A 24,940-nucleotide genomic window follows, 5' to 3' on the forward strand; every position below is an offset into this window, starting at 1 on the left:
AATGAAACCAGACTACTTTAATGACAAGCTTGAAAATAAAGCTTCTATTATACAGCCCAATGAAGGAGAAAAATTTGGGTTAAGTACAATTTCAATAACATTTAAGGTAACAAGTGAAATGTCTAATGACCAATTGGGGATATATGAAATTACGCTTCCACCAATGGCAATTGGAGCAAAATTACATTACCACAGGTTTATGGACGAAACTTTTATTGTAAATGAAGGAGAGCTAACCATGCAAGTTGACAAAGAAGAGTACAAAGCCAAACCTGGAACTGTTGCTTATGTTCCAAGATTTACCCCTCACGGATTTAAAAATGATACTAATAAAACTGTGAAATTGACCTTAATTTTTAATCCATCTCAAAAAAGAGAAGGCTTTTTTAAAGGCTTATATGAAACCTTAAATGAAGTTCCTATTGACCCTAAAAAATATTTAAAGCTATATAATAAATATGATAGTTTTCCTATAGACACTTCTAATATGATACCTACAAGAGAGTAAATTTTAATAAATCGAAGCAACTTTAATTATCTACTAAAGTTGCTTTTTATATTTTAGTTATAACTTTTAGATGCCGAACTATAAAGAATACATACCATCAAGAAAATTGAATTCAATTGTTGATTCTATTTGGGTAGCTACAAATACTACAAATAAAATGGAATCTAGCATTCTACCTGATGGATATATTGACATCGTTTTTGACCTTGACAAACAAATGCGCTTTAACTCTGGAAATGAAATTAGAGTTTCTGGAATGATGACTCAACTCAAAAAAGTTATTTCAAAGGAAAATTCAGAAACTTTAGGAATTAGATTTAAAACTGGGCTATTTAATACTATCTCTAATATTCCACTTTCAGAAATAAAAAACACAACTATAAATGCCTCAAATCTTTTTCCTAAACTTAACAATTCATTTTTAGAAAAGCTTATTGAAAAAAAGAACCATTTAGAAAAAATACAATTAATCAATAGCTTTTTAATTACTGAAATAAATTGGTCAGATACAGATTTAAACAAATTAGAACACTCGGTTTGTGAATCTATTTGCGCTAATTATAGAGACCTAGATTTGAATAAAATAGCTAAAGATTATTGTATAAGTTTGAGGCAATTAGAAAGACGTTTTAAAACGATAGTTGGAGTTACCATGAAAGAATATCATTCTATAATTCGTTTTAATAAAACTAAAGAATACATTAAAAAGAATCCAAACTTAAGTTTATTGAAGATAGCCTTTGATAATGGATATTTTGACCATTCGCATCTTACCAAAGAGGTAAATAAAATGTCTGGAATAAATCCTTCCCAACTGTAATTTTGTCGTTTTTTTACAAAACATAACCCTTTCTTAACTTTTACATTTGTAATAAAACAATTATGAAATATTTTTTGATGGGAGTTCTTATTAGCATCTCTATTAAATCTTATTCTCAAACTAAAAAAACGATATGGCTAAATTAGAATCTCTTACACCAAACATAATGGTTAAAGACGTAAACGCAACATTAGATTATTACATAGACAATTTAGGTTTTAAATTAATCGATACAAATCCTGAATCAGGACAATATGAATGGGGTTATGTAATGTTAGATAATGTAGGAATGATGTTTCAAGAGGAAAAATCATTAAAAACTGAATATAAAGAAATAAAATCTTTAAAAGTTGGAGGTGCCTTAACTTTTTACATTAGAATAAAAAACATAAATAGTTATTACAATCAAATTGTAAAAAAGACCAATATCATAAAACTAATGAGCAAAACGTTTTATGGCACCAATGAATTTGCTATAATGGATTTAAATGGGTTTATTTTAACCTTTTCAGAAACACCCTAATGAATTTTAAAAAAGTTGCAAAACAGCTAGCTAAACCATCGGGAAAATTTGGAATTGATGTTGCCTTAGGCATGAATACAATGAATAAATTTATAAGTAAAACAACCTATGAATTGTTACAAATAAAAGACAATGAATGTGTTTTAGAAATTGGGTTGGGAAATATCAATTCCAGTAAAGGATATTCTAAACCAGGCATTGAGAAAATACCTGTATGGGATGAAAGTGATAGCTTGGAACTACAAGGTTGTGTAAGAGTAATTAAAAAGGTTATTTAGCAAACCAAAAACATTAATGGACGTATTCATCATTCAGATAGAGGCATTCTATATTTTAACAATGTTTATACAAATGAACTAAAAAAATATAGAGATAAGTATGACAAAAAGATAACCACTGCTATGAAAAAGAAAAAACTGAAAGGGTTAATAGAATTCTAAAAGACGAATTCTATCTCAATCAAACATTTTTTAACGCTATTCATGTGAAAAAAGCAGCCAAAAATGAAATCAAATTGTACAGATCTAGAAAATTGCATCTATCTTTAGATTATAAAACAACTAATTACGTGCATCAATATGCCGCTTAAATTTAAACATTAACCGTGGTTGTATTTTTAGGACGTGACAATTACTTTTTTAGGATTACCTTCATACGCTGTTTTGTAAAAGTTAATTGCATTTTGTTTATTTTTATCTAACTCTATAGTGTTTTTTTTAGAAGGGTATTAAATATACTCTATTCTAGGTTTTTATTATATATGTTTTTTATGAAGTATTTTTTTCTGTTTTTTTTAATTATTGTTATGCCTATAAACGCGCAAACTAAATCAACTTTAATTACACCGCCTTATTTACAAAAAGGTGACACTATTGCAATTTTAGCACCTGCAGGAATTATAAAAGCATATAAGAAACCAGCTATAGAAAATGCAAAAAGATTGGCAGAAAGTTGGGGATTAAAAGTTGTTTTTGGATCAAATTTATATAATCAGAATAATCATTTTGCGGGTACCGATGAGCAACGTTGTCAAGATTTTCAAGATGCACTAGATAATCCTAATATTAAAGCTATTTGGTGTGGAAGAGGTGGATATGGTTCTGTTAGAATTTTAGACAAGTTAGATTTTAGTAAATTTTTAAAGCAACCTAAATGGATTATTGGTTATTCTGACATTACAGCTTTTCATAGTCACTTGCATACTTTAGGAGTAGAAACATTACATGCAATGTTAGGAAGTAGTATGCAAAATAAGGCCGAGGATATACCGCACACTATAGAGACTTTTAGAAAGGCATTATTTGGAGAGGTTTTAGAGTATAAAATACCTTCTTCTAAATATAATAGAAATGGAAAAATTACAGGGAATTTAGTTGGTGGTAATATTGCAATTTTATCTTCTATGTTAGGGTCTCAAAGTCAAATTTCTACCAATCAAAAAATACTTTTTATTGAAGAAGTAGGAGAATATAAGTATAGTATTGATAGAATGCTACAAAGCCTTAAACGTGCTGGTTACTTTAAAAATGTAAAAGCTGTAGTTGTAGGTGGTATGACAAAGATTAGAAAAAACACCACTCCTTGGGGAACCTCAATAGAACAATTAATTTCTGATGTTGTACCTAATAACATACCTATTTTATTTAATTTTCCAGCAGGCCATGAACTAGATAATAGGGCTTTACTTATGGGGAGAACAGCAGAAGTTACTATTGCAGATGAATTTTCAACAATTACTTTTGTTCCTTAAAATTTTATATACCTAATTTTCTTCTTCGTAATTGATTCTCATTTTTAATAAATCAGGTTTAAAACCTCTTTTTTATACGTATTAATAGTGCTGCCTTTTTCAGCATAAACACTTAACCGTATTTCATGTATTGCTCTTTTTTTTGACCAATTGACCTCCTCAAGATTCTTGAGTCTTCGAAGTTCCAAGACCCTAACCACCGTATTTATTCTTCCAATTGTACGAAGTAGCTTTACTAATACCCATCTTTCGATAAACTTTGGATATTTGTCCCCGTCTCTACCTGTTTAATTATAAATACAATCTGCGAATACTTTGATTGTTTCATAGGCAAATAATCTATTTAAAGTTAAACATTTATTTGCCTTGTATTCTCTACTTATAAACTGTTCTATTTAATAGAAGGAGGTCAAGTGTACGTAATTTATTTTAGATTATTATTGCTCCATTCCATTATTCTAGTCAAATTCTCTTTTAATGATTTTCCTTTTTCTGTTAATCGGTATTCAACTTTGGGTGGAATTACTGGATATGCTTTTCTGTTTACTACTTTTAACTTTTCTAAGTCTTTTAATTGCTGTGATAACATTTTTTGACTAATTCCGTCTATTGCTTTATCTAATTCGTTAAAGCGCATCACTTTATTTAAGAGTAAAAGCCAAATTATTACAGGTTTCCATTTTCCTCCAATTTTCTCCATAAATATCGTAATTGGACATTCTTTTGCTTGTTGGTATTTTTTTTTAATTATTTTTTCTTCTGTTTTCATATTAGAATACACTTTTCCGACTCATTAGTTAGTTACTTACCAAAAAGTAAGTACTTGTCAAATATAAAGTTATTTGTCAAATTTGCGTAAAAAAGTAAATGGAAACTAAAATAATTTTAATTACTGGAGGGACTACAGGAATTGGTTTTACTTGTGCTAAATATCTTTTAAACTTAAAATACCAAGTAATAATTACTGGAAGAGTTAAAAAAAATTTAGATAGTGCGGTTTCTGAATTAGGAAATAATTCCATCGGATTTTTATCTGATACATCTTCTTTGAAGGATATTGATGAATTAGTTTTAAAAGTTAAAAATTTATTTGGAAAAATTGATGGACTATTTGTAAATGCTGGCATTTTTAAAGCATCTAATTTTGAAGAAACTTCGGAAGAGCTGTTTAATGAAACTATGAACATTAATTTTAAGGGTGCTTTTTTTACGGTTCAAAAATTTGTTCCGATTTTAAAAAATCCATCAAGTATTTTGTTAAATACTTCTATTGTGGTTTTTAAAGCATTTGCAGATACAAGTGTTTATACAGCAAGTAAAGCTGCTTTAGAAAGTATTTCAAAAGTTTTAAATATAGAACTTGCGAGTAAAGGTATAAGGGTAAACATTGTAAGTCCTGGTGTTACAGAAAGTCCAATTCAAAAAAAGTCAGGAATGAGTGATGAAGCTATTAACAATCTTTTAGAGCATTTTTCAGCCACTTCTCCTATTGGTAGAATTGTCCAGCCAACTGATATTGCTCCAATTGTAGAATTTTTACTATCAGACAAATCTCAAGTTTTAAGAAACGAAAAAATTATTATAGATGGTGGAACAACACTTTGATTTTATTTTATAAATAGCGCTTCAGGTTTGTTTGTTTAATTATTTTAATCTAAAACTTGCGGTAAAAATACTTCTGCCATCATACATCTAGCACTTCCTCCTCCACATGTTTCTATTGTTTTTAAAGAACTATGAAGAATCTCACAATATTTCTCTATACTATTTATTTGCGCACTATTTAAAGAGTTATAAGCAGCAGAACTCATAACTAAATACCTTTTATCATTTGCACCTAAAACTTGGAGCATGTTACCTGCAAAATGGTGTATTTGTTCTTCTGAAATTACAACTAGTTCTTTATCATTTTCTTTTAAATGTTTTACAACATTCTTAAGCTCTTTTTTATCATCAATAGAATCTAAACAAATAACAGCAAAATCTTCTGCTAAACACATCATTACATTAGTATGGTATATAAGCATACGTTTATCTCCTACAGATTGATAGGCGTTAAAAATAACCGGTAAATAGTCAAAATCTTCACAAAACTCAATAATAAGTTCTTCGTTCGCTCTATCAGACAAAGCACAATACGCTTTTTTATTTACACGGTCTAAAAGCAAACTACCAGTACCTTCTAAAAAAAGATTATCTTCTTCTGCCGAAGTATAATCCATCACATTTTCTATAATAAACCCTTGTTCCTCTAAAGTGTTTAAAATATCTTCTCTTCTTTCATTTCGCCTATTTTCTGCAAACATAGGGTACAAACCTACCGTACCATTAGAGTGAAAAGAAATCCAATTGTTAGGAAAAATAGAATCCGGTGTATCTGGAGTTTTTGTATCCTCTACAACTATAACATTTACCCCTTTAGCTCTTAAAATTTCTACTAAGGCATCAAATTCCTTTTGAGCATTTTTAATAACAGTTTTGTTATCAAGATTTATATCTTCTTGAAAGTAATTATTCACCGCCGTCTGTTCGTTCTTACGAAAGTTAACTGGGCGAATCATTAGTATTGTGTTTGATATTTGCATCATTTATTCTCGTATTAGTGGTAATGTACTACAACGCAACAAACCTTCTTGTTTAGAAATTTCGGAATACGTTATTTCTTCTACTATAAAACCCTGTTCTTTTAGCCAAGTATTTAATCTTACAAAACTTTTTTCTGAAACTATAACTTCTGGTGATATAGAAAAAACATTACTAAACATTTGATACATTTCATCTGCAGTAATTTCAAAAATATTTTCTTCACCAAAAAAATCTACCAACCATTGGTACTCTTCTTCTACTAAAAATCCATTTTTATGTAAAATTGCTTTTCCATTACCAATTGGCTGAAAACAACAATCCAAATGTAATGCATTTTCTTTCGCATTTTTAGATTTTCGTAACTCAAAAGATTTTATAGTTTTCTCTGGAAATTGTTGCGTAATAAAATCTACAGCAGCCTTGTTTGTTCTAGCTGTAATATGCTCTGAATAATCTTGTGCAGTGTAGGTTCCAATAAAAATATAATCTTTCCAAGGCATAACATCGCCACCCTCTACGTGTACTTCCTCTGGCGGTCTTATAATACTCTCTTCTGGTATTTTATCTAATACATGAAGTATTGCATCAATTTCTTTTTCCCTATCTGGTAAAATATTTGCTAAAATTAATTTACTTCCTATTACAAATGCTATATCTCTAGAAAAAATTTGATTACAATCTTTAAGAACTTCTGGTCTATATACTATAACATTATGCTTTTTAAAAACTGCTGCAAAACCCTCCATTTCTAGAATCATATCTTTTTCTACAGGATACGTTCCTGCTAAAATATGCTCTAATGATTTAGGATCATAAGCCTCTTCAGGCTTTGGCGTTGGCCCACAACTTTCCGCAGTACCTAGTACTACTGCCTTTAAGACAGATGTTTCATCTGTAACATTTAAATGCAACATATAAAAAATTTGAAACAAATATAGAATTACTTTTTTACTAAAAAAAAGCCCTTTTTTAAAAAAAGGGCTTTAGAATATTAAAAAAATGATAATCTTATTTTCTGTCGTCAAGTTTCTTAAATGGTCTAAGATTTTCTCCAGTATAAACTTGTCTTGGTCTACCAATTGGTTCTCCATTTAAACGCATTTCTCTCCACTGAGCAATCCATCCTGGCAATCTGCCTAAAGCAAACATTACTGTAAACATTTCTGTAGGAATTCCTAGCGCTCTGTATATAATACCAGAATAAAAATCAACATTAGGATACAGCTTTCTATCTACAAAATAAGGGTCTTCTAATGCTTCTTTTTCTAATCCCTTAGCAATTTCTAGAATTGGATCGTTAATACCCAAATCTGCAAGAACTTCATCTGCAGCGACTTTAATTATCTTAGCTCTTGGATCAAAGTTTTTATACACTCTATGTCCAAAGCCCATTAATCTAAATGGATCACTTTTATCTTTGGCTTTTGCCATATACTTTTTAGTATCTCCCCCATCTGCCTCTATTGCTTCTAACATTTCTAAAACAGCTTGGTTAGCACCGCCATGTAAAGGACCCCATAAAGCAGAAATACCTGCTGATAAAGAAGCAAATAATCCGGCATGTGATGAACCTACAATACGCACAGTAGATGTTGAACAATTTTGCTCATGGTCTGCATGTAATATTAATAGTTTATCTAATGCATCAATTATAATAGGATTTTTTACATAATCTTGTGTAGGCTTTTTAAACATCATTTTATGTATATTCTCTACATAACCTAATGCATCATCTCCATAATCAAGAGGTAATCCTTTTTTCTTACGCATTGTCCATGCTACCAAAACTGGAAACTTTGCTAATATTCTAACAATGGCGTGATACATTTCCTTTTCCGAGCTAACATTTACAGAGCTAGGGTTAAATGCAATTAGCGCACTTGTTAAAGAGGATAATACCCCCATCGGATGTGCAGATTTTGGAAAACCATGAAGAATTTTCTTCATCTCCTCATCTATATGTGACTCTTCTTTTATGTCTTCATGAAAATTCTTTAACTGCTCAGAGTTTGGCAATTCTCCAAAAATTAATAAATAAGCAACTTCTAAAAAATCAGCTTTTTCTGCTAATTCTTCAATAGAGTAACCTCTATACCTTAAAACTCCTTTTTCACCATCTAAAAATGTAATGGCACTTTCACAAGAACCTGTATTTTTATACCCTGGATCTATAGTTATTAGACCCTTAGATGCTGAACGCAAAGATTTAATATCTATAGCTAATTCTTCTTCTGTTCCTTTTATTACAGGAAACTCATATTTTTCTCCGTTATACTCTAAAATTGCTTTATCCGACATGAATTTATTTACTTAATTTTCGTGGTTCGTAAAACTACAAAAAACCTTGGGTTTTAGCAATATAAAAGCGCAACAAAACTAGTCACTATATCGTTTTAGCTTTAGTACAAATTAAAAGAATTTTAAAAATATAGGTGGTTTATTATTGATTTATAGAATAGAGTAATTTATAATATTCATCTACAGATTTCTCCCATGTAAAACGCATTTTTTTTGCATTATCCTGAATTTTTTTCCACTTTACGTTTTCTTTAAAATAAATGTTTAATGCAAGATCAAAAACCTCTAACATATTCTTTATTTTTTCTTCGTAAGTAGTTCCATCAAAACTAAAACCTGTTTTTAAATGCGATACTGTATCTTTTAACCCTCCTGTGTAATGTACTAAACATGGGTTTCCATTTCTCATAGCAAGCATTTGACTTATTCCACAGGGCTCAAACAAACTAGGCATAAAATATAAATCAGATTCTAAATAAATAGCATCTATAACATCTTCAGATTGGCCATTTATAAAAATAAAATTCTCATGCTCGTAACTTATCTTTCTAAATAATTCTTCATAGTCTGGAGCCCCTGTTCCTAACAAAATAAAAGCACCGTTTATTTTCTTAAGCTTTTTTAAAATTTCAACAAACGCATTAGGCGATCTCTTAAAAAAATAAAACTTTTGTTCTGTTAAACGAGCTACACTAGAGCAAATAAACTCTGGAGGCTCAACTAAATACTTTGCTACTTTTTCTCCAGTATGTGCTAAAAAATCTGCTTTATATTTTTTAGATTCTTCTTGAAGCCACTTAAAAATAGCATTAATTGTTATTAAATATATTTTACCTTTTTCTGCTGTTCTAATATTTTTGTAATTAGAACCATTAAGAATTCCTACTAGTCTACCTTCATTATCTGCTTTTTGTAAATCTTCTTCCAAACCTTCACCACCAATAAACTCTGGAGGGTTACTTGCATTTAAAATATCTTCTTTATAAGAAGGGGATACAGTATGTACAGCATCAGCATAACGAATGCCCACTGCCATTAAGTTTATACAATCTGAATAACGGTAATCTTTTAAACTTTCCGTATCATAAGGGATATCTGGAAACCAATTTTTTACGGAAGAATAATTATCTTCAAAAGGTCTTATTCCTTGTATAGCAAGATTGTGAATACTATAAACAAATCGAGCTTTTTCTAAAACCCTATAACCTCCATGAAACTTCTTTAAAAACAATAAAAGACTTGTATGCCAATCATGCATGTGAACTATATCTATTTTCCCAAATGCTTCATTTTTTATTGCTTCTGCAACTGCCGTACAAAATATAAAATACTTAATAGCATCTGTATAAAAAGGTTCTGTGGGATCATTATGATAGATATGGGCTATATCTCCAGCTTCAATTTCTGGATGATGGATAACATAATAATGAATATTGTCAAAATTTTTCTTAGGTTTTACTTCATACAATTCTGCAATGTATGTTGTACTTCGTAAGTTAAAAGTTAACGTAGTTTTTAAAGTACCTTCTTGGTGTAATCTACCATAAGAAGGAACAACTACGTGGGCTTTATCCCCTCGAGATGCAATTTGACGCGGTACATCTCTGACTACATCACCCATCCCACCAGCTTTACAATTATATAATGCATCATTCTCTGCTGCGACAAAAAGAAAATTATTCATAGTATTATTAAAAATAAGGTTACAAAAAATGACATATAAAAGATAGACAATCTTATGAAAGCAACCAAAAAAAAAGCCTCTCTAAAACATTAGAGAGACTTTTTTTTATTTAGCATATTAAAATTAATTTATTTTAAATGCTTTTTCTTGCGGGTAATAAGCCATACTACCTAATTCTTCTTCTATTCTAAGAAGTTGGTTGTATTTAGCCATCCTGTCTGAACGAGAAGCTGATCCCGTTTTAATTTGCCCTGTATTTAATGCAACAGCTAAATCTGCAATTGTATTATCTTCTGTTTCTCCAGAACGGTGAGACATTACAGATGTATACCCAGCATTTTTAGCCATGTTTACAGCAGATATAGTTTCTGTTAAAGTTCCAATTTGGTTTACCTTAATTAAAATAGAGTTTGCAATTCCATTTTTGATTCCTTTAGATAAACGCTCTACGTTAGTTACAAATAAATCATCCCCTACTAATTGTACTTTATCTCCAATTTTTTCAGTTAAAGATTTCCATCCGTCCCAGTCATTCTCATCCATACCATCTTCTATAGATAGGATAGGATATTTTGCAGATAAATCTGCTAAATATTGTGCTTGTTCTTCTGATGTACGTATAACACCTTTATCTCCTTCAAACTTAGTGTAATCATATTTACCATCTACATAGAATTCTGCCGCTGCACAATCTAAAGCTATCATTACATCATCACCTAGTTTATACCCTGCTTTTTCTACAGCTTTTGCAATAGTATCTAATGCATCTTCTGTACCACCTGCAAGATTTGGTGCAAAACCACCTTCATCACCAACTGCTGTGCTTAAGCCTCTATCATGCAATACTTTTTTAAGGTTATGAAAAATTTCTGTTCCCATTTGCATGGAGTGCGAAAAGGATTTTGCTTTTACTGGCATTACCATGAATTCTTGAAAAGCAATAGGAGCATCGGAGTGCGAACCTCCATTAATAATATTCATCATTGGTACAGGTAATGTATTTGCACTTACCCCTCCAATATATTTATATAAAGAAAGCCCTAATTCATTTGCTGCAGCTTTAGCAACTGCTAAAGAAACTCCCAATATAGCATTTGCTCCTAATTTAGATTTGTTTGGTGTTCCATCTAAATCTATCATTGTTTGGTCTATAAGATTTTGTTCAAAAACAGACATTCCTAAAACCTCTTCTGCTATAGCTCCATTCACATTACCAACAGCTTTTAAAACTGCTTTACCCATAAAAGTATCACCACCATCACGTAGTTCTACAGCTTCATGCTCTCCTGTAGATGCTCCAGAAGGAACTGCTGCTCTTCCCATTATACCATTTTCTGTTATTACATCCACTTCTACAGTAGGGTTACCTCTAGAATCTAAAATTTGTCTTGCGTGTACACTTAGGATAATACTCATGTGTTTTTTATTATTTATGATTATTTTGCTTTTTATCTTTCAAAATACAAAGATACAAAACCCTATTTTTTTTGGTTTATTTTAATTCTGATATTAGTAAAAAAATAACGATTATTTAAACTATATATCTCTTATTTGTTATTTCTTAATCATTTCAAAGAAATCATCAAAAAGGTAGTCAGAATCATGGGGTCCTGGACTAGCTTCTGGATGATATTGTACAGAAAAAACTTGCTTGTTTTTTATTCTAATTCCAGCAACTGTTTTATCATTTAAATGTTCGTGTGTAATTTCTAAATTACTATTTGCCTCAGTCTCTTCTCTATTAATAGCAAAACCATGATTTTGAGAGGTTATTTCTCCCTTACCAGTAACAAGATTTAAAACTGGGTGGTTTATTCCTCTATGACCATTATGCATTTTGTAGGTAGAAACTCCATTTGCAAGTGCAATTACTTGATGTCCTAAACATATACCAAATAAAGGTTTACCACTATCTATTAATCCTTTAGTCGTTTCAATCGCTTCTACTAAAGGCTCTGGATCACCAGGTCCGTTAGAAATAAAATAACCATCTGGATTCCATGCTGCCATATCAGAAAAACTAGTATTGTATGGGAATACTTTTATATAAGCATCTCTTTTTGCTAAATTTCTAAGTATATTTTTTTTAATTCCAATATCTAAAGCTGATATTTTATACTTAGCATTCTCGTTGCCATAAAAGTAAGGTTCCTTAGTAGATACTTTAGAAGAAAGTTCTAGACCTTTCATACTAGGTTGTTTTGCTAACTGCTCTTTTATAGACTCTAAATTACTAACATCTGTAGTAATTACAGCATTCATAGCACCATTATCTCTAATATAACTAACTAATGCTCTTGTATCTACATCGGATATTGCAAAAAGATTATTATCTCCTAAAAAATCTTCTAAACTTTTATCAGCAAGGTCTCTAGAATATTCATAACTAAAATTTTTACATATTAGTCCAGATATTTTAACAGAATCGGATTCTATCTCATCTTCGTTTGTACCATAATTACCAATATGAGCATTGGTAGTTACCATTAACTGACCAAAATAGGATGGATCTGTAAATATTTCTTGATAACCAGTCATTCCAGTATTAAAACAAACTTCTCCAAATGAAGTTCCTTCTAAATTTCCTACAGATTTCCCGTGAAACATGGTACCATCTGCCAATAATACTATTGCTTTTTTCTTTGTTTGATATTTCATAAACTTAAATATGAATTTTAATATAATATAAAAACATAAAAAAAAGGATAAGTTATAAATAACTTATCCTTTCATAAAAAATATTTCTTTAAACATACTATTCTTCTGAATCATCTGTTTTAGTTTCAGCTACAGCTACAGGAGGAGTATCAACTTTTTTGTTTCTACCTCTTCTTGTAGATTTTTTCTTAGCAGGTTTACCAGCATTATATAGCTCGTTAAAGTCTACTAACTCTATCATTGCCATATCTGCATTATCTCCTAGACGATTTCCTAGTTTAATAATTCTAGTATAACCCCCTGGTCTTTCTCCAATCTTCTCAGAAACTTCACTGAATAAAGCAGAAACAGCATACTTGTCTCTTAAGTTCTTAAAAACAATACGTCTGTTATGTGTTCCTTTATCTGCAGTTTTATTATTTTCTGCTTTTGCTTTAGTAATTAAAGGTTCTACAAATTGCTTTAAAGCTTTTGCTTTAGCTACTGTAGTATTAATTCTCTTGTGTTCAATTAAGGAACAAGCCATATTTGCCAACATTGCTTTTCTGTGGGCAGCTTTTCTTCCTAAATGATTAACTTTTTTACCGTGTCTCATTACTTATTCTATTTTCTTCCTTATCAGAGCTTTTCTCTTCTAATAGAAGTAAAATTAATCTTTATCTAATTTGTATTTTGATAAATCCATACCAAAACTTAATCCTTTGTTGATAACCAACTCTTCTAGTTCCGTTAAAGACTTTTTACCAAAGTTTCTAAACTTCATTAAATCATTTTTATTAAAAGAAACTAAATCTCCTAATGTATCAACTTCTGCAGCTTTTAAACAATTTAGTGCTCTTACAGATAAATCCATATCCACTAATTTTGTTTTTAGCAACTGACGCATATGTAAGGATTCCTCATCATATGTTTCCGTTTGCGCAATCTCATCGGCTTCTAAAGTTATTCTCTCATCAGAAAATAACATAAAGTGATGTATTAAAACTTTAGCTCCTTCTGTTAAAGCATCTTTTGGATGAATAGAACCATCTGTAACGATTTCAAAAACCAATTTCTCATAATCTGTTTTCTGCTCTACTCTAAAGTTTTCAATACTATATTTTACATTTTTTATTGGTGTAAATATAGAATCAATAGCAATAGTACCTAAAGCTACTCCAGACTTTTTATTTTCCTCTGCTGGCACATATCCTCTACCCTTGTCTATTGTAATTTCCATATTAATGCTAACTTTAGCATCCATATTACAAATTACTAAGTCTGGATTAAGAACTTGGTAACCAGAAATAAACTTTTGAAAATCTCCAGCAGTTAATTGATCTTTACCACTTACAGATATAGAAACAACTTCTGCCTCAGAATCTTCAATTTGCTTTTTAAAACGTACTTGTTTTAAATTTAATATAATCTCGGTAACATCTTCTACAACTCCCGGTATAACCGAAAATTCATGCTCTACCTTATCAATTCTAACAGAAGTAATAGCATGACCTTCTAATGAAGAAAGTAATACTCTTCTTAATGCGTTCCCAACCGTTAATCCATAACCTGGTTCTAAAGGGCGAAATTCAAATTTGCCTTCAAAATCAGAGGAATCGATCATTATTACTTTATCGGGTTTCTGAAAATTAAATAATGCCATATTCGATTGGTGTTGTTTATTTAGAGTATAACTCGACTATTAATTGTTCTTTGATATTCTCTGGAATTTGCATTCTTTCTGGAACAGAAACAAAAGTTCCTTGTTTAGTTTCAGAATTCCATGTCATCCATTCGTACACATTATTGTTTGATGATAATGCATCTTGAATTGTTTGTAAAGATTTAGATTTTTCTCTTACACCTACAACATCACCAGCTTTTAAAGAATAAGAAGGTATGTTTACCAACTCACCATTAACTGTAATATGTCTGTGCGATACTAGCTGTCTAGCTCCTCTTCTAGAGTTAGAGATACCCATTCTAAAAACTACGTTATCTAATCTAGATTCACATAATTGAAGTAGTACTTCACCGGTAACTCCTTTACTACTATTTGCTTTTGCAAATATACCTCTAAATTGACGCTCTAATATACCATAAGTATACTTTGCTTTTTGCTTTTCCATTAACTGGACAGCGTATTCAGATTTTTTACCACGACGACGGTTATTTCCGTGTTGTCCTGGAGGGTAATTTTTCTTTTCAAAAGACTTATCGTCTCCAAAAATCGCTTCTCCAAACTTACGAGCGATTTTACTTTTTGGTCCTGTATATCTTGCCATTTTCTAAAAATTTGAAAGTGTGATTATGAATTAAGGCTTATCCTTCGATAATCGTAACTACACTCTCTATGAAATAATAAATTAATTAAACTCTTCTTCTTTTTGGTGGTCTACAACCATTATGTGGCATTGGAGTAACATCAATAATTTCTGTTACTTCTATACCTGCATTATGAATAGAACGAATAGCAGATTCTCTACCATTTCCAGGTCCTTTTACATAAACCTTTACTTTTCTTAAACCTGCTTCATGAGCAACTTTAGAACAATCCTCCGCAGCTACTTGAGCAGCATAAGGAGTATTCTTTTTTGAACCTCTAAAACCAAGCTTACCCGCAGACGACCAAGAGATAACATCTCCCTTTTTATTTGTCAACGAAATAATGATATTGTTAAAAGAAGCAGTAACGTGAGCTTCACCCACAGACTCTACTATAACTTTACGTTTTTTAGTAGATTTAGCATTTGCTTTTGCCATAATACCTAATTATTATTTAGTTGCTTTTTTCTTGTTAGCAACTGTTTTTCTCTTTCCTTTTCTGGTTCTAGAATTGTTCTTAGTTCTTTGACCTCTTAAAGGCAAACCAGATCTATGACGTATTCCTCTATAACATCCAATATCCATTAGACGTTTGATGTTTAATTGAGTCTCTGAACGTAATTCCCCTTCAATTGTAAAAGAAGAAACCGCATCTCTAATACGACCTATTTCATCATCATTCCAATCCGATACCTTTGTATCTTCACTAACTTGAGCTACTTTTAAAATCTCTTTAGCTCTACTGTTACCAATTCCAAAAATGTAAGTTAAGGCAATTACGCCTCTTTTTTGTTTTGGTATGTCTATACCTGCAATTCTTGCCATAACTATCCTTGTCTTTGTTTAAATCTAGGATTCTTTTTGTTGATTACATACAACCTGCCTTTTCTACGCACAATTTTGCACTCGGCACTTCTCTTTTTTATTGATGCTCTAACTTTCATCTCTATCTATCTTAATATCTATAAGTGATTCTAGCCTTACTTAAATCATAAGGACTCATTTCTAATTTTACTTTATCACCTGGAAGCAATTTAATATAATGCATACGCATTTTACCAGAAATATGAGCCGTTACTACATGTCCATTTTCCAACTCCACTCTAAACATTGCATTTGATAATGCTTCGATTATAGAGCCATCTTGTTCTATTGCTGCTTGTTTAGCCATAAATTATGCTACTTTTCTATTTTTACCAGATTTCATTAACCCATCGTAATGTCTATTTAACAAATAAGAATTTACTTGTTGCACTGTATCTATAGCAACACCAACCATAATTAATAGTGATGTACCTCCATAAAACATAGCCCATCCTGCCTGCACATCCATAAGTTTTACCACAATTGCTGGTAAAACAGCTAGCAAAGCTAAAAATATAGATCCAGGTAACGTAATTAGAGACATTATTTTATCTAAAAAATCTCCAGTTTCTTTTCCAGGTCTTATTCCTGGTATAAATCCTCCACTTCTTTTTAAATCATCTGCCATCTTATTCGTAGGAACAGTAATAGCAGTGTAAAAATATGTGAATATAATAATTAAGAAAGCAAATAATAAATTATATGCCCATCCAAAAATATCAGCAAATTGTACTTGCATCCATTGTCCTGCAGAAGTCTCATCAAAAGCTTGTCCAATTAAACCGGGAACAAACATAATAGCTTGCGCAAATATTATTGGCATTACACCAGATGCATTTAACTTTAATGGAATATATTGTCTAGAACCAGCTACATTCTTTTCATAACCACCAGAAGCAGTTCTTCTAGCGTATTGTACTGGTATTTGACGAGTAGCCATTACTAATAGTATACTAGCTAATATAACCAAGAACCAAACTATAACCTCTACAAGAATAAACATTAAACCACCATTATTATTAGTAGTTCTAGATAAAAATTCTTGAACAAAAGATTGTGGCATGGTAGCAATAATACCTATCATTATTAATAAAGAAATACCATTACCAATACCTTTATCTGTTATTTTTTCTCCTAACCACATTGCAAATACGCAACCTGAAACTAAAATAATAACAGCAGGTACCATAAAGTCTAAACCTTTACCTAATAAGAAAGCACTGTCTCTAACACCAAACACTTCTAACCCATAAAGGTAAGCTGGTGCTTGTACAATACAAATTCCAATGGTTAGCCATCTTGTAATTTGATTTATAGTTTTTCTTCCACTTTCTCCTTCTTTTTGAAGTTTTTGAAGATAAGGGATAGCAATACCCATTAATTGCACTACAATAGAAGCTGAGATATAAGGCATAATACCTAAGGCAAAAACAGAAGCATTTGCAAATGCACCTCCAGTAAAAGCATTAAGTAATCCAAAAATACCTTGATCCGTACTTGAAGCAAGTGACGCCAACTGTGTAGAGTCAATACCCGGTAGTACTATTTGGCAACCAAAACGGTAAACCAATAAAAGACCTAAAGTAATTAATATTCTATTCCTTAGTTCTTCTATTTTCCAAATATTAGATATTGTATCAAAAAAATTCTTCATAGTGTCTATTCTATAGTTATAAACTTATTGCTTCACCTCCTGCTGCTTCGATAGCTGCTTTTGCTGTTGCTGTAAATTTATGAACTGATACCTTAAGAGAAGCTTTTAATTCTCCCCCTCCTAATATCTTAACTAAATCATTTTTACCCACTAAACCATTTTCAACTAAAGAGTCAAAAGAAAGTTCATCTTTAATAACTTTTTTATCAACTAACTCTTGTAAAGTAGATAAGTTAACTCCTTTATATTCTTTACGGTTAATATTGGTAAAACCAAACTTAGGCACACGCCTTTGCAATGGCATTTGACCACCTTCGAAACCAATCTTTTTAGAATAACCAGATCTAGATTTAGCACCTTTATGACCTCTTGCGGCTGTACCACCTTTACCTGATCCTTGACCTCTACCTATACGCTTACCGTCTCTTTGAATAGATCCTTCAGCTGGTTTTAGATTACTTAAATTCATTACACTAATATATATTAAGCTTCTTCTGAAGAAACTAAGTGTTTAACTTTATTTACCATACCTATAACACTAGGAGTTGCATCATGTTCAACCACCTGTCCTATTTTTTTTAAACCTAGAGCTTCTAATGTTCTCTTTTGATTTAAAGGTCTTTTTATACTACTACGTATTTGTGTTACTTTAATCTTTGCCATAATATCCTTCTTTATCCTTTGAAAACTTTTTCTAAAGAAACTCCTCTTTCTTGAGCTATTGTTTTAGCATCTCTTAATTGTAATAAAGCATCAAAAGTAGCTTTAACAACATTATGTGGATTAGAAGACCCTTGAGATTTAGATAATACATCCTGAACTCCTACAGCCTCTAACACAGCTCTTACAGCTCCACCTGCAATTACTCCGGTACCATGAGATGCTGGTTGAATATAAACTCTAGCACCACCAAATTTACCTTTTTGTTCATGAGGCAAAGTTCCTTTATTTAAAGGAATACGAATTAAATTCTTTTTAGCATCTTCTATTGCCTTTGCAATTCCAGTTGCTACCTCTTTAGATTTTCCAAGACCATGACCAACTACTCCGTTCTCATCTCCTACAACTACTATTGCAGAAAAGCCAAAAGCTCTACCACCTTTAGTAACTTTGGTAACTCTTTGTACACCAACTAATCTGTCTTTTAAATCTAAACCTCCTGGTTTAACTGTCTCTACGTTTTTATATTTTTGAAACATAATACTATTTAAAATTTAAGTCCTGCTTCCCTTGCGCCATCGGCCAAAGATTTAACTCTTCCGTGATATAAATTCCCACCTCTATCAAAAGCTACTTTATCATAACCAGCTTTTAAAGATTTCTCAGCTATTGCTTTTCCAACTAATTTTGCAATTTCTGATTTATTTCCTTTAGAATCTATTGCTTTATCTCTAGATGATGCTGCAAGTAACGTAATACCTTTTACATCATCTATTAACTGAGCGTATATTTCACTATTACTTCTGAAAATCGATAATCTAGGTCTTTCTGCCGTACCAGAAGAAACTTTTCGTATTCTTCTACGAATTCTATATTTTCTTTGTGTCTTTGATAATTTCATAATGCTATTCTTAAGCTGATTTACCGGCTTTTCTTCTTAATATTTCTCCAACAAACTTAATACCTTTTCCTTTGTATGGTTCAGGCTTACGGAATGATCTAATTTTTGCTGCAATTTGACCAACCAATTGTTTATCATACGAAGTTAATTTTACTATTGGATTTTTACCTTTTTCAGATATTGTTTCCACTTTAACTTCTGGAGCTAAATCAATAACAATATTATGAGAAAAACCTAAGGCTAAATCTAACTTTTGACCTTGGTTACTTGCTCTATAACCAACACCTACAAGTTCTAGTTCTTTTGTCCACCCTTTAGAGACACCATTAACCATATTCAAAACTAATGATCTATACAAACCATGCTTTGATTTTTGATCCTTAGAGTCAGATGATCTAGTAACTTTTACTTCACCTTCTTCTACATTTATAGAAACTCCAGAAAAATCTTGAGTTAACTCTCCTAATTTACCTTTTACAGTAACAACACTATCTTTAACTTCAACAGTTACACCTTCTGGAATTGCTACTGGATTATTACCTATTCTAGACATTTTTTAAATCTTTAAATATTAATAAACGTAGCATAATACCTCGCCACCTACATTTTCATCTTGCGCCTGCTTACTAGTCATTACTCCATGAGAAGTAGATACTATAGCCACACCAAGTCCATTAAGAACCCTTGGCAAGTCTTGTTTTCCAACATATTTACGTAAACCAGGTTTACTAACACGTTGTAATTTTTTTATTACAGGCTCTTTAGTAACTTTATTATATTTTAAAGCTATTTTGATAGAACCCTGTACTTTATCTTGTTCGAATTTATAACTTAATATATACCCTTGATCGAATAATATTTTTGTTATTTCTTTTTTAACATTAGAAGATGGTATATCTACCACTCTATGCCCTGCTCTGCTGGCATTTCTAATTCTTGTTAAATAATCTGCTATAGTATCAGTTACCATTTTTATTTGTTTCGGTGACGGTTTTTAACAATATCGTTAAACCTGAAACCAGTTAATACTCTTTATAATTACCAGCTTGCCTTTTTAACACCTGGTATTAAACCTTGATTAGCCATTTCTCTAAAAGTAACCCTAGAGATTCCAAAAGTTCTCATATAACCTTTAGGTCTTCCAGTAAGCTTACAACGATTATGCATACGTATTGGTGATGCATTTTTAGGTAGTTTTTGTAGCGCTTCATAATCTCCAGCTTCTTTTAAAGCTTTTCTTTTTTCAGCATATTTAGCTACAGTTTTTGCCCTTTTTCTTTCGCGGGCTTTCATTGATTCTTTAGCCATACTAGTTCTTTTTAAAAGGTAATCCTAATTCGGTTAATAATGATTTTGCTTCTTTATCTGTATTTGCAGAAGTTACAAAAGTAATATCCATACCATTAATACGATTAATTTTATCAATATTAATTTCAGGAAATATTATTTGTTCTGTAATACCTAAACTATAATTTCCTCTTCCATCAAAACCAGTAGCCTTAATTCCTTGAAAATCACGCACTCTAGGTAATGCACTAGTAACCAATCTATCTAAGAACTCGTACATTCTTTCTCCACGTAAAGTTACTTTGGCTCCTATTGGCATACCTTTACGTAATTTAAAAGAAGCAACATCCTTCTTAGACATAGTAGCAACTGCTTTCTGCCCAGTAATAATAGTCATCTCATCAACTGCATGATCAATTAACTTTTTATCAGCAACTGCAGCTCCTATACCTCTACTTACAACTATCTTTTCTAACTTAGGAACTTGCATTATATTTTTATAACCAAATTCCTCTTTAAGAGCACCTACAATACGCTCTGTATATTCTGTTTTTAATCTTGCAACGTAAGCCATAACTAAATTACTTCATTGGATTTTTTAGAAACTCTAACTTTCTTACCATCTCTTAATTCATAACCAACTCTAGTTAAATCACCAGACTTAGGGTCAACTAAAGAAAGATTAGAAACATGTATTGGAGCTTCTTTTTTAACAATTCCTCCTTGAGGATTTTTTGCACTAGGTTTTTCGTGTTTAGATACCATATTAGCACCTTCGACAATTGCCTTGTTTTTCTGAAGATTTACACTTAAAACTTTACCTTCTGTACCTTTATGGTCACCAGCAGTAATTTTAACTGTATCTCCTGTTTTAATTTTTAATTTCTTCATTGTACTGAATATATTATAGTACCTCAGGGGCTAATGATACAATTTTCATAAATTGTTTGTCACGAAGTTCTCTAGCTACAGGCCCAAAAACACGTGTACCTCTCATTTCTCCAGTTGGATTTAACAATACACACGCATTATCATCAAAACGTATATACGAACCATCAGGTCTTCTTACTTCTTTCTTAGTTCTTACAACTACCGCTGTAGAAACTGCTCCTTTTTTAATACCGCCGTTTGGAGTTGCCTCCTTAACAGTAACAACGATTTTATCGCCAATTGAAGCATATCTTCTTTTTGTACCACCGAGAACACGTATAGTCAAAACTTCTTTTGCTCCGGTATTATCCGCTACCTTTAGTCTAGATTCTTGTTGTAACATATTATTTAGCTCTTTCTAAGATTTCTACTAGTCTCCAACACTTGTTCTTACTTAAAGGACGTGTTTCCATAATTTTGACTTTATCGCCAATATTACAATCATTTTTTTCATCGTGTGCAACGTATTTCTTTGTTTTTAACACGAACTTACCGTACATAGGATGCTTAACTCTTTTAACTTCTGCAACAACTATGGATTTCTCCATTTTATCACTAGTTACTACTCCTATTCTCTCTTTTCTTAAGTTTCTTTTTTCCATAAAGCAGAACCAATTATTGGTTGTCCCTATTAGTTAATTCCGTAGCCAATTTAGCTACTGTTCTTCTAACTTTTCTTATCTGAAGTGGGTTTTCTAGAGGCGTAACAAAATGCGCAATCTTTAAATCAGCATGAAGCTTTTTTAACTCCACCAACTTCTCCGTAAGTTCCTGGTTGGACAATTCTTTTATTTCTTGTTTTTTCATGATTCCTACGTTTAATCTTGAACAGTATAATCTCTAGCCACAATAAACTTAGTTTTAACTGGCAATTTTTGCGCAGCCAAACGTAATGCTTCTTTAGCTATATCAATAGATACTCCTGCTATTTCAAATAAAACCCTTCCTGGTTTTACAACAGCTACAAAATATTCTGGAGCTCCCTTACCTTTACCCATACGCACCTCTAAAGGCTTTTTTGTAATAGGCTTGTCTGGAAATATCTTTATCCATAACTGCCCTTCTCTCTTCATATATCTTGTAGCAGCAATACGAGCAGCTTCAATTTGACGGGATGTTAAAAAAGATGTATCCAAGGACTTTATACCGAACATACCATTTGAAAGCAGATGCCCTCTTCCGGCATTACCCTTCATACGGCCCTTCTGCATTTTACGAAACTTCGTTCTTTTTGGTTGTAACATTTTCTTACTTCTTTAAAAAATTACTTTCTACGACGTGGTTTTCTTCCACCATCATTTTTTCCACCTTTTCCACCTTGGCTCTTTTGCATTCCAACTAATGGAGAAAGCTCTCTCTTTCCATATACTTCACCTTTCATTATCCAAACTTTGATTCCCAATCTACCATAAGTAGTATGAGCTTCATGTAAAGCATAATCAATATCTGCTCTAAAAGTTGATAATGGAATACGTCCATCTTTATAAGACTCCGAACGAGCCATCTCTGCACCATTTAAACGGCCAGAAATTTGAATTTTAATACCTTCTGCATTCATTCTCATAGCAGCAGCAATTGACATTTTAATTGCTCTTCTAAAAGAAATTCTAGATTCAATTTGCCTTGCAACACTTGCTGCAACCAAATTAGCATCTAACTCAGGTCTTTTAATTTCATAAATATTAATCTGAACTTCCTTACCGGTAATTTTTTTAAGCTCTTCCTTAAGCTTATCTACCTCTTGCCCACCTTTACCAATTATGATACCAGGTCTTGCTGTAGTAACTGTAACAGTAATAAGTTTTAAAGTACGCTCTATGATAACTCTAGATACACTTGCCTTTGATAAACGAGCATGAATATATTTTCTAATTTTATCATCCTCCGCTAACTTATCTCCATAATCATTACCACCGTACCAGTTAGATTCCCAACCTCTGATGATTCCTAAACGATTACCAATTGGATTTGTCTTTTGTCCCATTCTAGCTTTGTGTATTATTGTTAGATCCAACAACCAATGTTACATGGTTGGAACGTTTTCTAATTCTATGTGCTCTTCCTTGAGGCGCAGGGCGTAATCTTTTTAACATACTACCACTATCTACTCTAATCTCACTTACTACAAGATCAGCATCCTCTACATTAGCATCTTCATTCTTTGCTTGCCAATTTGCAATTGCAGAAAGTAATAATTTCTCTAACCTTCTAGAAGCCTCCTTAGGATTAAATCTTAGAGTAGCTAAAGCGCTTTCAACTTTCTTACCTCTTACCAAATCCGCAACTAAACGCATTTTTCTTGGAGAAGTAGGACAATTGTTAAGTTTAGCAAATGCTACTTTTTGTTTTTCAGCCTTTATTCTTTCGGCCATTTGTTTTTTACGAACTCCCATAGCTTACTTTTTTCCTTTATTCTTTGCTCCTGCATGACCCCTAAAAGATCGTGTTGGAGAAAATTCTCCTAATTTATGACCTACCATATTTTCAGTAACAAAAACAGGGACAAATTGCCTTCCATTATGTACTGCAATAGTAAGACCCACAAAATCAGGTGTTATCATTGAAGCTCTAGACCAAGTCTTAATTACCGACTTTTTTCCAGAGGCTGCGTTTTGTTGGATTTTCTTATCCAAACTATAGTGAACGTAAGGTCCTTTTTTTAGTGAACGTGCCATTTCTTTCTACTTTTTATTTCTTTCTACGTTCTATTATATACTTGTTTGTACTCTTAGTCTCAGAACGAGTTCTGAATCCTTTAGCAGGTATTCCGTTTCTTGATCTTGGATGACCACCAGAAGCTCTACCTTCACCACCACCCATTGGGTGATCCACAGGATTCATTGCTACTGGTCTAGTTCTTGGTCTCTTACCTAACCATCTTGATCTACCAGCCTTACCAGAAACCAATAATTGGTGATCAGAATTAGAAATAGCTCCTATTGTAGCCATACAACCAGAAAGAATTAATCTAGTTTCTCCTGAAGGCATTTTTACAGTAACAAACTTACCGTCTTTTGCCATTAATTGCGCAAAAGTTCCCGCACTTCTAGCCATAACAGCACCTTGTCCAGGACGTAATTCTATACAAGAAATAACAGTTCCTAGCGGAATATCACTTAAAGCAAGTGCATTACCAACTTCTGGCGCAGCTCCTTGACCTGAAGAAACCTTCTGACCAACTTGCAAACCATTTTGTGCTATTATATATTTTTTTACTCCATCAGCATATTCCAACAAAGCAATAAATGCTGTTCTATTTGGATCATACTCAATAGACTTTACCGTAGCAGCAACACCTTGCTTATCTCTTTTAAAGTCTATTACACGATACCTTCTTTTATGACCTCCACCTCTATGGCGCATTGTCATTTTTCCTTGACTGTTTCTACCTCCCGACTTTTTTAACGGAGCAAGCAAGCTTTTCTCCGGCTTATCAGCAGTAATGGCGTCAAATCCATTAACTACTCTAAAACGCTGCCCAGGAGTGATTGGTTTTAATTTTCTAACTGACAT

The 24,940-nt window shown here is 31.9% G+C and carries 38 protein-coding genes; 6 read left to right on the forward strand and 32 right to left on the reverse strand.

The window, feature by feature from the left end; all coding sequences use genetic code 11:
* Position 1: 1 nt before the first annotated feature.
* The 5 genes from Q0945_RS04495 (at position 2) to Q0945_RS04515 (ending at position 3,601) form a co-directional block, all read left to right on the forward strand.
* Entirely contained in the window at positions 2–508 is a 507-nt protein-coding gene (locus tag Q0945_RS04495; RefSeq protein WP_299431211.1) for a cupin domain-containing protein, read from the forward strand.
* 70 nt (positions 509–578) lie between these two features.
* Complete coding sequence (locus Q0945_RS04500) at positions 579–1,328, forward strand: helix-turn-helix domain-containing protein (protein WP_299431213.1); 750 nt, start codon at positions 579–581, stop codon at positions 1,326–1,328.
* A 133-nt stretch (positions 1,329–1,461) separates the two neighbouring features.
* A complete protein-coding gene (locus tag Q0945_RS04505; RefSeq protein WP_299431215.1) occupies positions 1,462–1,851 on the forward strand; it encodes a VOC family protein in 390 nt (129 codons plus the stop codon).
* Positions 1,851–2,129: a hypothetical protein gene (locus Q0945_RS04510; protein ID WP_299431217.1), complete on the forward strand. Its 279-nt coding sequence runs from the start codon at positions 1,851–1,853 to the stop codon at positions 2,127–2,129. Before Q0945_RS04505 ends, Q0945_RS04510 begins: the two co-directional genes overlap by 1 nt.
* Before the next feature lie 491 nt (positions 2,130–2,620).
* Entirely contained in the window at positions 2,621–3,601 is a 981-nt protein-coding gene (locus Q0945_RS04515) for an LD-carboxypeptidase (RefSeq protein WP_299431219.1), read from the forward strand.
* A 424-nt stretch (positions 3,602–4,025) separates the two neighbouring features.
* On the opposite strand, the gene Q0945_RS04520 is transcribed toward Q0945_RS04515, so the two are convergent.
* Positions 4,026–4,370, reverse strand: a complete 345-nt coding sequence (locus tag Q0945_RS04520) for a helix-turn-helix domain-containing protein (protein ID WP_299431221.1) — start codon at positions 4,368–4,370, stop codon at positions 4,026–4,028.
* Between the two features lie 98 nt (positions 4,371–4,468).
* Between Q0945_RS04520 and Q0945_RS04525 the strand changes: the two genes are divergently transcribed.
* Positions 4,469–5,206, forward strand: coding sequence for an SDR family oxidoreductase (locus Q0945_RS04525; protein ID WP_299431223.1), 738 nt, complete (start codon positions 4,469–4,471; stop codon positions 5,204–5,206).
* Positions 5,207–5,250: 44 nt separating this feature from the next.
* Here Q0945_RS04525 and ctlX read toward each other — a convergent pair whose 3' ends face one another.
* The 31 genes from ctlX to rplB all read right to left on the reverse strand — a co-directional run bounded on the left by ctlX (position 5,251) and on the right by rplB (position 24,940).
* Positions 5,251–6,189, reverse strand: coding sequence for a citrulline utilization hydrolase CtlX (ctlX, locus tag Q0945_RS04530; RefSeq protein ID WP_299431225.1), 939 nt, complete (start codon positions 6,187–6,189; stop codon positions 5,251–5,253).
* Positions 6,190–7,101, reverse strand: a complete 912-nt coding sequence (locus tag Q0945_RS04535; protein ID WP_299431227.1) for an arginine deiminase family protein — start codon at positions 7,099–7,101, stop codon at positions 6,190–6,192.
* Positions 7,102–7,195: 94 nt separating this feature from the next.
* Positions 7,196–8,485, reverse strand: coding sequence for a citrate synthase (locus Q0945_RS04540; RefSeq protein ID WP_299431229.1), 1,290 nt, complete (start codon positions 8,483–8,485; stop codon positions 7,196–7,198).
* Positions 8,486–8,627: 142 nt separating this feature from the next.
* On the reverse strand, positions 8,628–10,169 hold the full coding sequence (locus tag Q0945_RS04545; protein WP_299431232.1) for a glycogen/starch synthase: 1,542 nt from the start codon (positions 10,167–10,169) through the stop codon (positions 8,628–8,630).
* A gap of 123 nt (positions 10,170–10,292) precedes the next feature.
* The gene (gene eno / locus Q0945_RS04550) at positions 10,293–11,585 is read right to left on the reverse strand and encodes a phosphopyruvate hydratase (protein ID WP_299431233.1); all 1,293 of its coding nucleotides are present in this window, start codon (positions 11,583–11,585) and stop codon (positions 10,293–10,295) included.
* A gap of 138 nt (positions 11,586–11,723) precedes the next feature.
* Entirely contained in the window at positions 11,724–12,827 is a 1,104-nt protein-coding gene (gene carA / locus Q0945_RS04555) for a glutamine-hydrolyzing carbamoyl-phosphate synthase small subunit (protein WP_299431235.1), read from the reverse strand.
* Between the two features lie 97 nt (positions 12,828–12,924).
* Entirely contained in the window at positions 12,925–13,422 is a 498-nt protein-coding gene (gene rplQ, locus Q0945_RS04560; RefSeq protein ID WP_121062802.1) for a 50S ribosomal protein L17, read from the reverse strand.
* A 54-nt stretch (positions 13,423–13,476) separates the two neighbouring features.
* Positions 13,477–14,469: a DNA-directed RNA polymerase subunit alpha gene (locus Q0945_RS04565; protein ID WP_121062804.1), complete on the reverse strand. Its 993-nt coding sequence runs from the start codon at positions 14,467–14,469 to the stop codon at positions 13,477–13,479.
* Between the two features lie 16 nt (positions 14,470–14,485).
* Positions 14,486–15,091, reverse strand: a complete 606-nt coding sequence (rpsD, locus tag Q0945_RS04570; RefSeq protein ID WP_121062806.1) for a 30S ribosomal protein S4 — start codon at positions 15,089–15,091, stop codon at positions 14,486–14,488.
* 85 nt (positions 15,092–15,176) lie between these two features.
* Positions 15,177–15,569 (reverse strand): 30S ribosomal protein S11, encoded by a 393-nt coding sequence (gene rpsK, locus Q0945_RS04575; RefSeq protein ID WP_121062808.1) that lies wholly within the window; start codon positions 15,567–15,569, stop codon positions 15,177–15,179.
* A 12-nt stretch (positions 15,570–15,581) separates the two neighbouring features.
* On the reverse strand, positions 15,582–15,956 hold the full coding sequence (gene rpsM / locus Q0945_RS04580) for a 30S ribosomal protein S13 (RefSeq protein ID WP_121062810.1): 375 nt from the start codon (positions 15,954–15,956) through the stop codon (positions 15,582–15,584).
* A gap of 2 nt (positions 15,957–15,958) precedes the next feature.
* The gene (gene ykgO, locus Q0945_RS04585; protein WP_013621733.1) at positions 15,959–16,075 is read right to left on the reverse strand and encodes a type B 50S ribosomal protein L36; all 117 of its coding nucleotides are present in this window, start codon (positions 16,073–16,075) and stop codon (positions 15,959–15,961) included.
* An 11-nt stretch (positions 16,076–16,086) separates the two neighbouring features.
* Positions 16,087–16,302, reverse strand: a complete 216-nt coding sequence (gene infA / locus Q0945_RS04590; RefSeq protein ID WP_013751343.1) for a translation initiation factor IF-1 — start codon at positions 16,300–16,302, stop codon at positions 16,087–16,089.
* A 3-nt stretch (positions 16,303–16,305) separates the two neighbouring features.
* Positions 16,306–17,649 carry a preprotein translocase subunit SecY gene (gene secY / locus Q0945_RS04595; protein ID WP_299431240.1) on the reverse strand — a complete coding sequence of 448 codons (1,344 nt, stop codon included), beginning with the start codon at positions 17,647–17,649 and terminating at the stop codon, positions 16,306–16,308.
* A 16-nt stretch (positions 17,650–17,665) separates the two neighbouring features.
* Positions 17,666–18,118: a 50S ribosomal protein L15 gene (rplO, locus tag Q0945_RS04600; RefSeq protein WP_299431243.1), complete on the reverse strand. Its 453-nt coding sequence runs from the start codon at positions 18,116–18,118 to the stop codon at positions 17,666–17,668.
* Between the two features lie 14 nt (positions 18,119–18,132).
* Positions 18,133–18,312 carry a 50S ribosomal protein L30 gene (gene rpmD, locus Q0945_RS04605; protein ID WP_299431246.1) on the reverse strand — a complete coding sequence of 60 codons (180 nt, stop codon included), beginning with the start codon at positions 18,310–18,312 and terminating at the stop codon, positions 18,133–18,135.
* Between the two features lie 11 nt (positions 18,313–18,323).
* On the reverse strand, positions 18,324–18,848 hold the full coding sequence (gene rpsE / locus Q0945_RS04610; RefSeq protein WP_121062818.1) for a 30S ribosomal protein S5: 525 nt from the start codon (positions 18,846–18,848) through the stop codon (positions 18,324–18,326).
* A gap of 8 nt (positions 18,849–18,856) precedes the next feature.
* Positions 18,857–19,210, reverse strand: coding sequence for a 50S ribosomal protein L18 (rplR, locus tag Q0945_RS04615; protein ID WP_121062820.1), 354 nt, complete (start codon positions 19,208–19,210; stop codon positions 18,857–18,859).
* Between the two features lie 10 nt (positions 19,211–19,220).
* Entirely contained in the window at positions 19,221–19,763 is a 543-nt protein-coding gene (gene rplF, locus Q0945_RS04620) for a 50S ribosomal protein L6 (RefSeq protein WP_299431251.1), read from the reverse strand.
* An 18-nt stretch (positions 19,764–19,781) separates the two neighbouring features.
* Positions 19,782–20,180 carry a 30S ribosomal protein S8 gene (rpsH, locus tag Q0945_RS04625; RefSeq protein ID WP_121062824.1) on the reverse strand — a complete coding sequence of 133 codons (399 nt, stop codon included), beginning with the start codon at positions 20,178–20,180 and terminating at the stop codon, positions 19,782–19,784.
* Between the two features lie 68 nt (positions 20,181–20,248).
* Positions 20,249–20,518 carry a 30S ribosomal protein S14 gene (rpsN, locus tag Q0945_RS04630; protein ID WP_121062826.1) on the reverse strand — a complete coding sequence of 90 codons (270 nt, stop codon included), beginning with the start codon at positions 20,516–20,518 and terminating at the stop codon, positions 20,249–20,251.
* A gap of 1 nt (position 20,519) precedes the next feature.
* Positions 20,520–21,071 carry a 50S ribosomal protein L5 gene (gene rplE / locus Q0945_RS04635; protein WP_121062828.1) on the reverse strand — a complete coding sequence of 184 codons (552 nt, stop codon included), beginning with the start codon at positions 21,069–21,071 and terminating at the stop codon, positions 20,520–20,522.
* A 2-nt stretch (positions 21,072–21,073) separates the two neighbouring features.
* Positions 21,074–21,388, reverse strand: coding sequence for a 50S ribosomal protein L24 (rplX, locus tag Q0945_RS04640; protein WP_298484214.1), 315 nt, complete (start codon positions 21,386–21,388; stop codon positions 21,074–21,076).
* Positions 21,389–21,401: 13 nt separating this feature from the next.
* Positions 21,402–21,770 carry a 50S ribosomal protein L14 gene (gene rplN, locus Q0945_RS04645; protein WP_013993867.1) on the reverse strand — a complete coding sequence of 123 codons (369 nt, stop codon included), beginning with the start codon at positions 21,768–21,770 and terminating at the stop codon, positions 21,402–21,404.
* Between the two features lies 1 nt (position 21,771).
* Entirely contained in the window at positions 21,772–22,029 is a 258-nt protein-coding gene (gene rpsQ, locus Q0945_RS04650; RefSeq protein WP_121062832.1) for a 30S ribosomal protein S17, read from the reverse strand.
* 13 nt (positions 22,030–22,042) lie between these two features.
* On the reverse strand, positions 22,043–22,234 hold the full coding sequence (rpmC, locus tag Q0945_RS04655; RefSeq protein WP_121062834.1) for a 50S ribosomal protein L29: 192 nt from the start codon (positions 22,232–22,234) through the stop codon (positions 22,043–22,045).
* Positions 22,235–22,245: 11 nt separating this feature from the next.
* Positions 22,246–22,671: a 50S ribosomal protein L16 gene (rplP, locus tag Q0945_RS04660; protein WP_121062836.1), complete on the reverse strand. Its 426-nt coding sequence runs from the start codon at positions 22,669–22,671 to the stop codon at positions 22,246–22,248.
* 20 nt (positions 22,672–22,691) lie between these two features.
* On the reverse strand, positions 22,692–23,411 hold the full coding sequence (rpsC, locus tag Q0945_RS04665) for a 30S ribosomal protein S3 (protein WP_121062838.1): 720 nt from the start codon (positions 23,409–23,411) through the stop codon (positions 22,692–22,694).
* A 1-nt stretch (position 23,412) separates the two neighbouring features.
* Positions 23,413–23,820 carry a 50S ribosomal protein L22 gene (gene rplV, locus Q0945_RS04670; RefSeq protein WP_299431261.1) on the reverse strand — a complete coding sequence of 136 codons (408 nt, stop codon included), beginning with the start codon at positions 23,818–23,820 and terminating at the stop codon, positions 23,413–23,415.
* A gap of 3 nt (positions 23,821–23,823) precedes the next feature.
* Positions 23,824–24,102: a 30S ribosomal protein S19 gene (gene rpsS, locus Q0945_RS04675; RefSeq protein ID WP_121062841.1), complete on the reverse strand. Its 279-nt coding sequence runs from the start codon at positions 24,100–24,102 to the stop codon at positions 23,824–23,826.
* Positions 24,103–24,115: 13 nt separating this feature from the next.
* Positions 24,116–24,940 carry a 50S ribosomal protein L2 gene (gene rplB / locus Q0945_RS04680; RefSeq protein WP_299431265.1) on the reverse strand — a complete coding sequence of 275 codons (825 nt, stop codon included), beginning with the start codon at positions 24,938–24,940 and terminating at the stop codon, positions 24,116–24,118.

Source organism: uncultured Maribacter sp. (assembly GCF_947500405.1).
GTDB lineage: Bacteria > Bacteroidota > Bacteroidia > Flavobacteriales > Flavobacteriaceae > Maribacter_B.